Below are 13614 nucleotides of genomic sequence, written 5' to 3' on the forward strand. Positions count from 1 at the left end.
AGAGCGTCCTGGATCAGAAGAAACTTTGTTCGATGGTGATGATGTCGCCCGGATTGAGCTGCCGTTGCAGGCTCACCTCTTCCAGCAACTGATCGCTGCCATTGAGGCGCAGGCTGATATCCCGTCTGGCGGCGCGATCGGTGAAACCACCCGCCAGCGCGACGGCCTTCTCCACCGTCAGGCCGGGCTGGTATTCGTAGCCACCCGGGTGAGCCACCTCGCCAGCAACAAACACCTGGCGGAAAGTGGTCACGTTGACCGTCACCATGGGGTCGAGCAGCACACCGTGCTTGAGCCCTCTGGTCAGCAGCTCGGCCACCTCAGCGGTGGTATGGCCCATCAGCAGCACCTGACCCAGATAGGGGTAATTGACCTGGCCACTGGTATCGACCTTGAACTTCATCGACAGATCCTGCTCGCCATACACCCGGATTTCGACCTCGTCCCCCGGTGCCAGCCGGTAGGCGGAATCGTTGCCTTGCGGGCTCTGGCCAGCCCAGACCGACAGGCTGAACAACCAGCCAAGCAGAAGCACCATTACGCTTTTGTTCATGTTAAATGGCTACCTTGAGTGAAAGAGAAAGCTGTTGTTTGTCGTAACCGAGGGCACGGCCATAGCAATTGCCACCGATGTCGATGGGCTGCCCGGCAAAGCTGGAGCCGGAGTCGGCCTGCTGGTAGTGGAGCCCCAGATTGACGGAGGGACGAATGTCGTAGCTGATGCCCATGCCCCAGCGATGGATATCGTCCTGACGGTGGCGGTTGTCGTTACCACAGACCACCGACTGGTGATAATCATCCCGGATATCGTGATAAGAGAGCGTGGTCGCCACTCCGGGTGACCAGTGGTGCAGCCACTCGGCGCCATATAGCTGGCTGCTGACATAGCCGCCGTCACCACCCGGATCACGAATGGTCCGGCTGGAGAGCAGCGCGAGCTTGCTGTAATCGAGCGGTTGCCACTCCAGACGCAGATCCCAGTTCAGCCCTTTGAAACTCTCTGCCTGTGGATCATTGACGAAACGCTTGTAGATCCCGCCGATATTGGCATCGATCCGGGTCTTGCCAGTCAGCTGGCTCATCACCCCGGTGATGAGAAAAAACTCGTCGGAATCCTTGCGCGGATTGGCCGGATAGCGTCGCAGATTGGTCTGCAGGGTGTAACGAAAACGGCTGACATGGCTCACCTGATCGAACAGCTCGACAATAGCAGTGTTCTCCTGCCACTCCTGCTCGGCCATATAGCGTTCAAAGTCATGCAGGTAGAGGTGCTTGTCGAGATAGCCCAGCTCCTTGTGGGAGAGCGCCAGCTCCAGCTTTCCTCTGGCATCGGGAGCGCCGTAACTGTAGCGGCCACCCACTTCGCTGCGTTTGAAGCGCAGCGGCTCATTTATCTGAAATCTGCCGAATGTGGCATCACCACAGAGCGCACGACCTTTCTTATCAGCGTCGCTGGGACAAGGAGAGGCATCTCCCTGCAACATAAAGCCTTCGGTCAGCCCCTCGCCACGCGCCTCATGGCCCAGCCGATACTGGTACATCAGTTTGAAGGCGTTGCGCAGGGAGAAGCGCCAGCTGCCGTCAAACTGGAACTGGTGATCGGCATAGTCATCCGCATGGCTGCTGCCATAGCGACGATAATCACCCAGATAGCTGAACTGATAACGATCCAGGCCGCGTTCACCCACCATGCGAAATTCCGGGGAGATCCCGACGAAATCGGAGTCAATCGCCTGACCACTGTCACGCTGCCACAAGAGGTTGCTGTCGTGACCATAACGACTCTCCACTTCGGTCTGGATCTCCAGACCCAGCGGCCCCTGATGGGATACGGGAGAAACCTCGGCACGGACTGAAAGAGAGGGTGAGAGCAGCACTCCAGCGCAAATGAGGCTAGTAAGCGGATGCACCGACAAACCCCTTGAATACAGTCAGGAAAATGACTTTGAAATCCAGCCAGAGTGACCAGTACTGGATGTACTTGAGATCGAACTTGACCCGCATCTCCATCTTGTCGAGGGTGTCGGTTTCACCACGAAATCCATTTATCTGGGCCAGCCCGGTAATCCCCGGTTTCACCTTGTGGCGCAGCATGTAACGCTCCACCAGTGAGCGGTACTGCTCGTTGTGCGCCACGGCATGGGGACGCGGCCCAACGATCGACATGGAACCCTGAATCACATTGAAAAATTGCGGCAGCTCATCCAGCGAGGTACGACGCAAAAACGCACCGAATGGCGTCACTCTGGGATCGCCTCTGGTTGCCTGAGTCACCACGGCATCATTCTCCATGACGCGCATGGAGCGGAATTTCCAGACCTGGATCCGTTTCCCCCCCAGGCCGTAGCGATCCTGCTTGAAGAGCACAGGTCCGGGTGAAGAGAGACGCACCCCGAGCGCCACCAGCGCCATAACCGGAGAGATGAGCAGCAGGATGAGTGAACCCAGCACCAGATCTTCAATGCGTTTGAGCAGGGCGGCGCCCCCTTCGAACGGGGAATCGAAAAAGCTGAAGGTATAGATATCGCCCACCCGATCGATGTGGGATACGGTCAGGCCGTACTCGTAGAAATCGGGAACCAGATAGGTATTAACCGTGGTGTCGGAGAGTTCGTAGAGGTAGTGATTGATACGCTCCCGGGCGGTCAGAGGCAGCGCCAGATAGATTTCGTCGACCAGCCCTTTGCGTGCCAGCTCGAGCAGCTCATCGACATCACCCAACAGAGGACTGCGAGTCGGGTAACCGAAGCGCTCTTCGCTACGGGCATCGAAAAATCCGAGCATCTGAATATCGTGACGCGGGCTCTCCCACAGGGATTTTTCCAGCGCCAGTCCGGCCGGAGTCACGCCAATGATGGCCACACGCCGACAGCAGGAGGCATAGCTGAACCAGAGGGTCACCAGTCGGTACAACACCCGATAGCCGGTGGAAATGAGGCAGGCCATGGCAAGCCAGAGCACCGCCAGCTCCAGCGGGAAGGGGTGGTAGGGTTTAAAGATGGGAACCAGATAGACCAGCAGGTAGAGCAGGGTAGCAGTTACCAACCAGGAGAAGATAAGGCGCAGCAGAGACTGCGCCAGATGTTTACGAACGCGGCTGCAATAGAGCCCGGTATTCTGGGAGACCAGAAAGAAGACCACCATGCCCAGCGTGACCAGGGACATCTCGTCCAACCCATGAAACAAGCCAAAGTGCCGTGCGAGTAGCACCATTGAGACTGAAATTCCCACCAGATCGACAAAGCGGGAAAACAGACTGTGGCTCGCGTCTGCGAGCTTGATGATTCGCTTGTTCATGGGTCGCCTTCATACTGATATCACTTATCAGTTTTCTTGACCGGACGAGCCCAGTTCTTGATGTGACGCTGGGGTACCCGGGTAATCACGAGTTCATTTTCACCCACGTCCTTGGTAATAGTAGAGCCGGCACCCAGGGTGGCCCCCTTGCCGATGCGAACAGGCGCTACCAGTTGGGTATCAGAACCGACGAACACATCGTCCTCGATGATGGTCTGGAATTTGTTGACCCCGTCGTAGTTGCAGGTGATGGTACCGGCACCGATATTCACCCCGGCTCCGATCTCGGCATCACCCAGATAGGTCAGATGACCGCACTTGGAACCAACCCCCAGACGGGCCTTCTTCATCTCGACGAAGTTGCCAACGTGCGCATCCTGCTCCAGAACCGCCCCCGGACGCAAGCGGGTAAACGGACCCACTGAGCACTGATCTGCCACCTGTGCACCCTCGATAACCGAGTAGGGTTTCACCTCGGTGTGATCGCCAATGACACAATCTTTCAGTACGCAACCGGCTCCGATACGAACGTGATTGCCGAGAGTCACCTTGCCCTCAATGATGACGTTTGCATCAATAACAACCTCTTCACCAATTTCCAAAACCCCACGCAAATCAAAGCGTGCGGGGTCGATCAGGGTTGCACCAGCAATCATTAGTTTCTCGGCCTGCATCTGCTGATAGCTGCGTTCAAGGGCAGCCAGCTGCACCCGGTTGTTGGCCCCTTCAACTTCAGCGGCACGCTCTGGATGCACAGCGGCAATCGGGCAATTATCGCCGTGAGCCATCGCGATCACATCGGTCAGATAGAACTCCCCCTGGGCATTCTTGTTGTCGAGACGAGACAACCATTGACGCAACTGGCCCCCATTGGCCACCAGCACGCCGGTGTTTACCTCACGGATCGCCAGCTGCTCGGCATTGGCATCCTTCTGCTCGACGATGCCGACTACCTGACCATTTTCACGGACGATACGGCCATAGCCGGTCGGGTTGTCGAGCACTACGGTCAGCAGTGCCATCCCGTTTTCAGCCTTGGCGGCGAGCAAGCGCTGCAGGGTCTCGGGCTGGATCAGCGGGGTATCGCCGTAGAGCACCAGCACATCGTCCTCATCCTTCCAGAACGGGATGGCCTGGGCGACGGCATGACCAGTCCCCAGCTGTTGCGCCTGCAGCACCCAGTTCACATCGGCCGCCACGATCCGCTCTTTCAGCAGTTCGGCACCGTGGCCATAGACCAGATGCAGCTGCTCGGCACCAACCTGACGGGCAGTATCGATCACATGGGAAACCATGGGTTTGTTGGCTACCGGGTGGAGTACCTTGGGCAGGGAAGAACGCATGCGGGTACCTTTACCCGCCGCCAGGATCACGACGTTGAGGGACATAAATTGACCTTTGGAACATGAGGAAATACTCGGCGGAGTCTATCCAACGGGTAAAAAAAAAGCGACCCGAAGGTCGCTTTTTACATCACCGTTATTAGCGGTAATTCTTTTTGACGATATCGATGACTCGCAGTTGAGCCATCGCCTTGGCCAGCTCAGTGGCGGCCTGGGCGTAGTCGATATCACCATGGGAGCTGTGGATCCGCTCTTCGGCTGCGCGCTTGGCTTCCTGGGCTTTCGCCTCATCCAAGTCGTCAGCACGAATCGCAGTGTCCGCCAGCACGGTCACGGATTCAGGTTGTACTTCCAGCATACCGCCGGAGATGTACAGCACCTCTTCAGTTCCGTTCTGCTTCACCAAGCGGACCAAGCCCGGCTTGATGGCAGTCAGCAACGGAGCATGACCGTGGCGGAGACCCAACTCACCTTCGGAGCCTGATACCTGAGCGGATTGCACGCGACCGGAAAACAGTTTTCCTTCGGCGCTCACCACGTCCAGGTGAAAGGAGATCATCTCTGCCATGGGCCCTCCTGTCGAGGCTTACAGTTTCTTGGATTTCTCGACGACTTCGTCGATACCGCCAACCATGTAGAACGCCTGCTCGGGCAGATCGTCATACTCGCCTTTCAGGATGCCCTGGAAACCACGGATGGTCTCTTTCAGCGGCACGTATTTACCCGGAGAACCGGTAAACACTTCTGCTACGAAGAACGGCTGGGACAGGAAACGCTCGATCTTACGGGCACGGGCTACGGTCAGTTTGTCTTCTTCTGACAGTTCATCCATACCCAGGATGGCGATGATGTCCTTCAGCTCTTTGTAGCGCTGCAGTACGGTCTGGACGCCACGAGCAGTCTCGTAGTGCTCTTTGCCAACCACCAGCGGATCCAGCTGACGAGAGGTAGAGTCCAGCGGGTCAACGGCCGGGTAGATACCCAGTGCCGCGATTTGACGGGACAGTACGACGGTCGCATCCAGGTGGGCGAAGGTGGTCGCCGGAGACGGGTCAGTCAAGTCATCCGCAGGCACGTAAACGGCCTGTACGGAGGTGATGGAACCGGTCTTGGTGGAGGTGATACGTTCTTGCAGAACACCCATCTCCTCGGCCAGGGTCGGCTGGTAACCTACTGCGGAAGGCATACGGCCCAGCAGTGCGGATACTTCAGTACCGGCCAGGGTGTAACGGTAGATGTTGTCCACGAAGAACAGCACGTCACGACCCTCGTCACGGAACTTCTCGGCCATGGTCAGGCCGGTCAGCGCAACGCGCAGACGGTTTCCGGGCGGCTCGTTCATCTGACCGTAAACCAGAGATACTTTGTCCAGTACGTTGGACTCCATCATCTCGTGGTAGAAGTCGTTACCCTCACGGGTACGCTCACCTACACCGGCGAATACAGAGTAACCACTGTGCTCGATCGCGATGTTACGGATCAGCTCCATCATGTTTACGGTTTTGCCTACACCGGCACCACCGAACAGACCAACCTTACCACCCTTGGCGAACGGGCATACCAAGTCGATAACCTTGATGCCGGTCTCCAGCAGATCATTGCTGTTGGACTGATCTTCGTAGCTGGGGGCAGCGCGGTGGATAGACCAGCACTCTTCTTCACCGATCGGACCTTTTTCGTCGATTGGCTCGCCCAGTACGTTCATGATCCGACCCAGAGTCGCAGTACCGACCGGAACCTGGATGGATTTACCGCTATTCACTACTTCCAACCCACGACGCAGACCGTCGGAGGAGCCCATGGTGATGCAACGAACGACGCCGCCACCGATCTGTTGCTGAACTTCCAGCACCAGACCCTGGCCTTGACCTTCGCTAACGACCTTCAGTGCATCGTACACCTGGGGCACGGCATTCTGCGGGAACTCGATGTCCACCACAGCGCCGATGATTTGGACGATGAAACCGTTACTCATGTCAAATCCTCTAAACCTTTGATAACCCTTGCCTTACACCGCAGCAGCACCGGATACGATCTCTGTCAGCTCCTGGGTAATACTGGCCTGACGGGCCTTGTTGTATACCAGTTGCAGATCGTTAATCAGGTTACCGGCGTTGTCAGTCGCGGCTTGCATGGCAACCATTCGGGCTGCCTGTTCACTTGCCAAGTTTTCCACTACACCTTGGTAAACCTGAGATTCGACGTAGCGAACCAGCAGGGTATCCAGCAGCTTCTTGGGATCCGGCTCATAGAGGTAATCCCAGTGGTGTTTCTTGGCGAGCTTGCTGTCTTCAGTTACGGGCAAAGGCAGCAGTTGATCGACCCGTGGTTGCTGCACCATGGTGTTGACGAACTTGTTGTACACCAGATACAGCTTGTCAATCTCACCGTTGTCGTAAGCCTTCAGCATGACCTTGACTGAACCAATCAGGTCATTGACGCTCGGACTATCGCCCAGTCCTGCGACATGAGCTTTAACCTTGGCGCCGTGCCGTTCAAAGAAGTTGGAGGCCTTGTTACCGATCAGTGCCAGGTCAACCTTGGCACCTTTCGCGCTCCATTGCTTCATATCATTGAGGGCAGCCTTGAACAGGTTGATGTTCAGACCACCACACAGGCCACGGTCGGTGGAGACGACGATGTAACCCACTCGCTTGACCTCACGTTCGATGAGGTAGGGGTGCTTGTATTCCAAGTTCCCCTGAGCGATATGGCCGATCACCTTGCGCATGGTTTCAGCGTACGGACGGCTGGCAGACATGCGTTCCTGCGCACGGCGCATTTTGCTTGCTGCCACCATTTCCATAGCGCCGGTGATCTTCTGAGTGTTTTTCACACTCCCGATCTTGTTACGTATCTCTTTTGCGCCGGCCATCTCTTACTCTCCATCAAGTGGCAGCTCACGCTGCCACACACGCTTACCAGGTCTGGGTTGCTTTGAAGCTATCCAGCAACGCAGTCAGCTTGCCAACGATCGCGTCGTTGTAGTCGGCTTTGGCATTGATTTCAGCCATCAGCTCGGCATGCTGGGTATTGGCGTAAGAGAGCAGAGCGGCTTCGAAGTCGACGATCTTGTTCAGCTCGACATCGGAGAGATAGCCTTTCTCGGCGGCGAACAGCACCAGAGACTGGTGAGCCACGCTCAGCGGAGAGTACTGCTTCTGCTTCATCAGCTCGGTCACTTTCACACCGTGATCCAGCTGCTTGCGAGTCGCCTCGTCCAGATCGGAAGAGAACTGGGCGAATGCCGCCAGTTCGCGATACTGGGCCAGCGCGGTACGGATACCACCAGACAGCTTCTTGACAATCTTGGTCTGAGCAGCACCACCTACACGGGATACGGAGATACCCGGGTCAACCGCCGGACGAATACCGGAGTTGAACAGCTGTGAAGTCAGGAAGATCTGACCATCGGTGATGGAGATCACGTTAGTCGGAACGAACGCAGATACGTCACCCGCCTGGGTTTCGATGATTGGCAGCGCAGTCAAAGAACCGGTTTTGCCTTTCACTTCACCCTTGGTGAACTTCTCTACGTACTCGGCGTTAACGCGAGCAGCACGCTCCAGCAGACGGGAGTGCAGATAGAAAACGTCACCCGGGTAAGCTTCACGTCCTGGCGGACGGCGCAGCAGCAGGGAGATCTGGCGATAAGCTACGGCCTGCTTGGACAGGTCATCATAGATGATCAGCGCGTCTTCACCGCGGTCACGGAAGTACTCACCCATGGAGCAACCGGCATACGGAGCCAGGTACTGCAGAGCAGCCGCTTCGGAGGCAGAGGCAACCACCACGATGGTGTTGGCTAGGGCGCCGTGCTCTTCCAGCTTGCGCACCACGTTGGCGATGGTGGAGGCCTTCTGGCCAATCGCAACGTAGACACACTTAATGCCGGAATCTTTCTGGTTGATGATGGTGTCGATCGCGATGGCGGTCTTACCAACCTGACGGTCACCGATGATCAGCTCACGCTGGCCACGACCGATTGGGATCATGGCATCGATGGCTTTCAGACCGGTCTGGACCGGCTGGTCAACAGACTTACGCTCGATAACGCCCGGTGCGATCACTTCGATCGGCGAGAAGCCGTCGTTGTCGATCGGACCTTTACCGTCGATCGGCTGACCCAGGGTGTTCAACACCCGGCCCAACAGACCACGACCTACCGGCACTTCCAGAATGCGGCCAGTACCTTTTACTTTCATTCCTTCTGACAGACCGTCATAGGAACCCATAATCACCGCACCGACGGAGTCACGCTCCAGGTTCAATGCCAGAGCGTAGCGGTTGCCCGGCAGCTCGATCATCTCACCCTGCATGGCATCAGCCAGGCCGTGAATACGAATGATACCGTCGCTCACAGAGACGATAGTACCTTCGTTACGCGCTTCGCTCTTTACATCAAACTGCGCAATGCGCTGCTTGATCAGCTCGGCGATTTCAGTGGAATTCAGTTGCATGCTCTAATACCCCAATCAAGATTGCAGCGCGTCAGCCATGCGATCCAGCTTACCGCGGACTGTGCCGTCGATTACCAGATCACCGGCCTTGATGAGCACCCCGGCCATCAAGGACGCATCGATGCTGCAATTCAGCTTCACTTTGCGCGCGAGACGTTGTTCCAGAGAAGCCTGAATATTGGCTTTCTGCTGGTCGGTCAGTTCGATCGCCGAAATCACGTCAGCCTGAACCTCTTTATCCAGTTCAGCTTTGAACGCTACAAATTCAGCAACGACCGCCGGCAGCACACCCAAGCGACCATTCTCGGCCATCACCCGGATCAGGTTCTGGCCATGCACGTCGAGTTGCTCACCGCAGACACCGACAAACAGCGTTGCCAGCTCTTCGGCGGCCACAGAGCCGTTTACCAGGTTGTGCATGGTCTCGTTTTCCACTACTTGCGCAGCGAAACCGAGCATACCCAGCCACTGGTCAACCGCCTTGTGCTCAACGGCAAACTCGAAAGCAGCCTTGGCGTAGGGGCGAGCGATTGTAGTCAGTTCAGACATAGCCCCGTTCCCGTTACAGTTCTGCTACCAGTTTGTCGACGATGTCGCTGTTGGCAGCCTGGTCGATTTGACGCGCCAGGATCTTCTCTGCACCAGCAATGGCAAGAGCAGCAACCTGCTTACGCAGTTCTTCTTTGGCACGATGACGTTCAGCTTCGATCTCGGCACGGCCCTGAGCCAGGATTTTTTCCCGCTCAGACTGGGCACCAGCGGCAGCTTCATCAATGATCTGGGCTTTACGTTTGTTAGCCTGCTCAATGATTTCAGCAGCCTGCAGCTTGGCTTCTTTCAGCTGATCGGTGGCGTTGGCCTTGGCCAAATCCAGATCTTTCTTGGCACGTTCGGCAGAAGAGAGGCCGTCAGCAATAGCTTTCTGACGGGCTTCGATGGCTGCCATCAGCGGCGGCCATACGTACTTCATGCAAAACACTACGAAGAAGAAAAAAGCAATTGCTTGGCCGAGGAGGGTGGCATTGATATTCACAGCCGATGTCCTCTTAAGTTAGTTAATGGGTTATGCCTGGAGAGTCGTAACGACTTAGCCAGCAACCGCAAACATCACGTACAGACCCAGACCAACGGCGATCATCGGGATCGCATCCACCAGACCCATTACGATGAAGAACTGGGTACGCAGAACAGGGATCAGATCCGGTTGACGAGCAGCACCTTCCAGGAACTTGCCACCCAGGATACCGATACCGATGGAAGCGCCGATAGCAGCCAGACCCATCATCATTGCAGCAGCGATGTACAGCAGGTCCATGTTCAAGTTTTCCATGAGGATCTCCAGTTATTTAGATGTAATTGATTGTATAAAAAGGATTATTTGAGTTGCATCAACCATGGTCTTCCTGCGCCATCGACAGATAGACGATGGTCAGAACCATGAAAATGAATGCCTGCAAAGTGATGATCAGGATGTGGAAAATTGCCCAAGGCACGGACAGGATCCACTGTGACCACCAGGGTAACAAACCAGCAATCAGGATAAAGATCAGTTCGCCAGCATACATGTTGCCGAACAGTCGAAGACCCAGAGAAACAGGTTTGGAAATCAGCGTAACAGTTTCCAGGATGAGGTTAACCGGGATGGCCGCCGGGTGGTTGAAAGGCTGAAGCGTCAGCTCCTTCACAAACCCGCCGATACCCTTGACCTTGATGCTGTAATACAGGATCAAGAAGAACACGCCCAAAGCCATGGACATGGTGATGTTAACGTCAGCAGAGGGAACCACACGCAGATAGGGAATACCCATCAATTGTGCAGCGTGAGGGATAAAGTCAACGGGGATCAGATCCATGAAGTTCATCAGGAAGATCCACACAAACACCGTCAGCCCCAAAGGTGCGATGACCTTGTTGCGACCGTGAAAGATGTCTTTGACGTTACCATTCACAAACTCGACCAGCATCTCCACAAAGCACTGCAGCTTACCCGGCACCCCGCTGGTAGCGTTAACGGCTACTTTGCGGAACAGCAGGATAAACAGGGCGCCTAGCACGACGGAAAATACCATTGAGTCGATATTGACCGTCCAGAACCCGGACCCGACTTGAAGGTGGGTCAGGTGGTGGGAGATATATCCCTGAGGAGTCAGGACTTCTCCGGTTGCAGACATGAGTTTTCCTAATAGTGGTTGTTAAGCGTGAATGAAACCATCCACTGTACAACGAGGGCGAGGATATAAGTGGCGAAAAACGAGACGGTAACGACCTCGACTCCCGCACCAAACATCAGGGCGAATAGACCTGTTGTAGAAATGAGCTTAATCCCTGCCCCACCATAAAAGTCCCGCAAAACCAGGCCCACACTCTCGGTTGTCACCTTGCGGCGCAGCACCCAGACAGTAAACAAGGCTTGAGGAACCCAGTACATCCCCCCTCCGTAGAGGGCGGAATAACCGGCGCTGGCACCAGTCAGGTAAAACCAGACGGCACTCATCGCCAGGATCAGGATGAGCTGACAAACGAGCATAACCAAGGCCAGTGTCAAACCTTCCAAGGCTATTTTCTGCTTCACCAACCTACCCCTGAACATTACAGAACTGTAAAAAATCGGGATCCGAAGACCCCATGTTAACAGCTCTTAAAGCCGGTCAAATTATACCCTTGAGGGCAGCTATTGCAATATGACAAAAATCCTTAATTTTTGCGGCTTTCCGCGGCAAATCAGGGTTATGGTCATATCAAAAGGAATGGATGTTTTATTACTACAAAAAGCGTAAAAATCACGATTCCGACACGCCAAAATAGCCCAATATACGGTCCAAATCGGACAAATTCTCGTAACTTATTACTAACTTCCCGCTATCCCGCTTGCCAGGCTGAAGTTGCACCTGATTGCCAATTTTTTCTGCCAGTTGGCGCTCCAGGTAGCCGATCTGCGGATCACGGGCCGGTTCGACCCTGGCTTTTGCCGGTTCGAGCGCTTTTTGCACCAGCTTCTCGGTATCGCGCACGGTCAGCCCTTTCTGGGCAACCAGCTTGGCCAGTTCGGACTGGGCCTGGCCGCTCAGAGCCAGCAGGGCACGGGCATGGCCCATGTCGAGGTCGCCATGCTCGACGAAACGCTTCACGTCGTCGTTGAGCTGGTTGAGACGCAGCAGGTTGGTCACCGTGGTGCGGGACTTGCCCACCGCCTCGGCCACCTGCTGGTGGGTGAGTTCGAATTCGGTCAGCAGTCTTTGTAGAGCGACCGCCTCTTCGATGGCATTGAGGTCTTCCCGCTGAATATTCTCAATCAGCGCGATGGCGACGGCAGCCTCGTCGGGTACATCCTTGACGATGCAGGGCACCACCTCAAGCCGCGCCAGCTGGGACGCGCGCCAGCGCCGTTCACCGGCGATGATTTCGAAGGATTGTTCGCCGAGAGGGCGTACCACGATGGGCTGGATCACCCCCTGAGCGCGGATAGAGTTGGCAAGCTCTTCCAGTGCATCCTGGGACATGTCCTTGCGGGGCTGGTACTTGCCGGACTGCAACCACTCCACCGGCAGCTTGCGCAGCTCGCCCTGATTGGTGGGGGCCATGGCCTCTTCAGTACGTTGATCGCTCATCACCTGTTTCTGGCGGGCAGCCGTGCTGGTACTGAGCAGGGCATCCAACCCCTTGCCCAGTCCACGTTTTTTCGGAGTCATATGCTCTCTCGGTCTGCGATGGTCGCCTGACGTTCCTGCTCCTGGCGGCGCAGGATCTCGCCAGCCAGTGCCAGGTAGGCCTTGGCGCCCACCGATGATTTGTCATAGTGCATGGCCGGGGCACCGAAACTCGGGGCCTCAGCCAGTCTAACGTTGCGGGGAATGATGGTGCGGTAGACTTTGTCGCCAAAGTGCTGTTTTAGCTGATCGGACACATCATTGGCCAGCCGGTTGCGATGATCGAACATGGTGCGCAGCACCCCTTCGATCTTGAGATCCGGATTGACCACGGCGGCCAGCTTGCTGATGGTGTCGACCAGGGCGGTGAGCCCCTCCAGCGCGTAATATTCGCACTGCATGGGCACCAGCACGGAGTCGGCAGCGGCCATGGCGTTCACGGTCAGCATGTTGAGAGAGGGCGGGCAGTCGATGAAGACGTAGTCGTATTTGTCCCGCACCGAGGCCAGCGCATTGCGCAGGCGAATTTCGCGGGCGAAAAATTCCATTAGACGGATTTCGGCCGCGGTCACGTCAGCGTTGGCGGCAATCAGGTGATAGCCCCCGGTGGTTTCGGGGATGATCACTTCGCTGATGGGGGCATCCTCGATCAGCAGCTCATAGGCGGTGCGCTCGACGTCATACTTGTCGACACCACTGCCCATGGTGGCATTGCCCTGCGGATCCAGATCGATCACCAGCACCTTACGCCGGGTGGCAGCCATGGAGGCGGCCAGATTCACACAGGTGGTGGTTTTACCCACTCCACCCTTCTGGTTGGCTATGGCGATGACTTTTCCCACACGATCCCCTAAATGAAACTGCGAC

General features: G+C 56.1%; 15 protein-coding genes. All 15 read right to left on the reverse strand.

From position 1 onward, the window contains the following. Nucleotides 1-13: 13 nt before the first annotated feature. The gene (locus I6L49_RS15735) at nucleotides 14-553 is read right to left on the reverse strand and encodes a polysaccharide biosynthesis/export family protein (protein ID WP_210403392.1); all 540 of its coding nucleotides are present in this window, start codon (nucleotides 551-553) and stop codon (nucleotides 14-16) included. A gap of 1 nt (nucleotide 554) precedes the next feature. Next, complete coding sequence (locus I6L49_RS15740; protein WP_216949896.1) at nucleotides 555-1910, reverse strand: outer membrane beta-barrel protein; 1356 nt, start codon at nucleotides 1908-1910, stop codon at nucleotides 555-557. Then, complete coding sequence (locus tag I6L49_RS15745; RefSeq protein ID WP_100652124.1) at nucleotides 1894-3297, reverse strand: undecaprenyl-phosphate glucose phosphotransferase; 1404 nt, start codon at nucleotides 3295-3297, stop codon at nucleotides 1894-1896. The genes I6L49_RS15740 and I6L49_RS15745 overlap by 17 nt, the downstream gene beginning before the upstream one ends. 20 nt (nucleotides 3298-3317) lie before the next feature. Beyond that, complete coding sequence (gene glmU, locus I6L49_RS15750; protein ID WP_216949897.1) at nucleotides 3318-4685, reverse strand: bifunctional UDP-N-acetylglucosamine diphosphorylase/glucosamine-1-phosphate N-acetyltransferase GlmU; 1368 nt, start codon at nucleotides 4683-4685, stop codon at nucleotides 3318-3320. A 94-nt stretch (nucleotides 4686-4779) separates the two neighbouring features. After that, a complete protein-coding gene (locus I6L49_RS15755; RefSeq protein ID WP_005339345.1) occupies nucleotides 4780-5208 on the reverse strand; it encodes a F0F1 ATP synthase subunit epsilon in 429 nt (142 codons plus the stop codon). Between the two features lie 18 nt (nucleotides 5209-5226). Then, a complete protein-coding gene (atpD, locus tag I6L49_RS15760; protein WP_005339344.1) occupies nucleotides 5227-6615 on the reverse strand; it encodes a F0F1 ATP synthase subunit beta in 1389 nt (462 codons plus the stop codon). A gap of 33 nt (nucleotides 6616-6648) precedes the next feature. Then, nucleotides 6649-7515: a F0F1 ATP synthase subunit gamma gene (gene atpG / locus I6L49_RS15765; RefSeq protein WP_005339343.1), complete on the reverse strand. Its 867-nt coding sequence runs from the start codon at nucleotides 7513-7515 to the stop codon at nucleotides 6649-6651. Nucleotides 7516-7558: 43 nt separating this feature from the next. Beyond that, nucleotides 7559-9100, reverse strand: coding sequence for a F0F1 ATP synthase subunit alpha (atpA, locus tag I6L49_RS15770; RefSeq protein ID WP_005339342.1), 1542 nt, complete (start codon nucleotides 9098-9100; stop codon nucleotides 7559-7561). Nucleotides 9101-9115: 15 nt separating this feature from the next. Continuing rightward, nucleotides 9116-9649: a F0F1 ATP synthase subunit delta gene (gene atpH, locus I6L49_RS15775; RefSeq protein WP_005339341.1), complete on the reverse strand. Its 534-nt coding sequence runs from the start codon at nucleotides 9647-9649 to the stop codon at nucleotides 9116-9118. Nucleotides 9650-9662: 13 nt separating this feature from the next. Beyond that, nucleotides 9663-10133, reverse strand: coding sequence for a F0F1 ATP synthase subunit B (gene atpF, locus I6L49_RS15780; protein ID WP_127008005.1), 471 nt, complete (start codon nucleotides 10131-10133; stop codon nucleotides 9663-9665). Between the two features lie 54 nt (nucleotides 10134-10187). Next, nucleotides 10188-10430 carry a F0F1 ATP synthase subunit C gene (gene atpE / locus I6L49_RS15785; RefSeq protein ID WP_005307205.1) on the reverse strand — a complete coding sequence of 81 codons (243 nt, stop codon included), beginning with the start codon at nucleotides 10428-10430 and terminating at the stop codon, nucleotides 10188-10190. A gap of 58 nt (nucleotides 10431-10488) precedes the next feature. Then, nucleotides 10489-11271, reverse strand: a complete 783-nt coding sequence (gene atpB / locus I6L49_RS15790) for a F0F1 ATP synthase subunit A (protein WP_005339335.1) — start codon at nucleotides 11269-11271, stop codon at nucleotides 10489-10491. Nucleotides 11272-11279: 8 nt separating this feature from the next. Continuing rightward, nucleotides 11280-11690: an ATP synthase subunit I gene (locus I6L49_RS15795; protein ID WP_019445506.1), complete on the reverse strand. Its 411-nt coding sequence runs from the start codon at nucleotides 11688-11690 to the stop codon at nucleotides 11280-11282. Nucleotides 11691-11880: 190 nt separating this feature from the next. Next, a complete protein-coding gene (locus I6L49_RS15800) occupies nucleotides 11881-12789 on the reverse strand; it encodes a ParB/RepB/Spo0J family partition protein (protein WP_005342343.1) in 909 nt (302 codons plus the stop codon). After that, on the reverse strand, nucleotides 12786-13589 hold the full coding sequence (locus I6L49_RS15805) for a ParA family protein (RefSeq protein ID WP_005342341.1): 804 nt from the start codon (nucleotides 13587-13589) through the stop codon (nucleotides 12786-12788). Before I6L49_RS15805 ends, I6L49_RS15800 begins: the two co-directional genes overlap by 4 nt. Nucleotides 13590-13614: the final 25 nt, after the last annotated feature.

Origin of the sequence: Aeromonas sp. FDAARGOS 1419 (assembly GCF_019047045.1) — a bacterium.
GTDB lineage: Bacteria > Pseudomonadota > Gammaproteobacteria > Enterobacterales > Aeromonadaceae > Aeromonas > Aeromonas veronii.

Excerpts from the sequence above, each read along its gene's own strand:
- atpB (WP_005339335.1), bottom strand. The coding sequence starts at position 11,271 with ATGTCTGCAACCGGAGAAGTCCTGACTCCTCAGGGATATATCTCCCAC.
- I6L49_RS15755 (WP_005339345.1), bottom strand. The coding sequence starts at position 5,208 with ATGGCAGAGATGATCTCCTTTCACCTGGACGTGGTGAGCGCCGAAGGA.
- I6L49_RS15735 (WP_210403392.1), bottom strand. The coding sequence starts at position 553 with ATGAACAAAAGCGTAATGGTGCTTCTGCTTGGCTGGTTGTTCAGCCTG.
- I6L49_RS15795 (WP_019445506.1), bottom strand. The coding sequence starts at position 11,690 with ATGTTCAGGGGTAGGTTGGTGAAGCAGAAAATAGCCTTGGAAGGTTTG.
- glmU (WP_216949897.1), bottom strand. The coding sequence starts at position 4,685 with ATGTCCCTCAACGTCGTGATCCTGGCGGCGGGTAAAGGTACCCGCATG.
- atpH (WP_005339341.1), bottom strand. The coding sequence starts at position 9,649 with ATGTCTGAACTGACTACAATCGCTCGCCCCTACGCCAAGGCTGCTTTC.
- atpE (WP_005307205.1), bottom strand. The coding sequence starts at position 10,430 with ATGGAAAACTTGAACATGGACCTGCTGTACATCGCTGCTGCAATGATG.
- I6L49_RS15800 (WP_005342343.1), bottom strand. The coding sequence starts at position 12,789 with ATGACTCCGAAAAAACGTGGACTGGGCAAGGGGTTGGATGCCCTGCTC.
- atpD (WP_005339344.1), bottom strand. The coding sequence starts at position 6,615 with ATGAGTAACGGTTTCATCGTCCAAATCATCGGCGCTGTGGTGGACATC.
- I6L49_RS15745 (WP_100652124.1), bottom strand. The coding sequence starts at position 3,297 with ATGAACAAGCGAATCATCAAGCTCGCAGACGCGAGCCACAGTCTGTTT.
- atpG (WP_005339343.1), bottom strand. The coding sequence starts at position 7,515 with ATGGCCGGCGCAAAAGAGATACGTAACAAGATCGGGAGTGTGAAAAAC.
- atpA (WP_005339342.1), bottom strand. The coding sequence starts at position 9,100 with ATGCAACTGAATTCCACTGAAATCGCCGAGCTGATCAAGCAGCGCATT.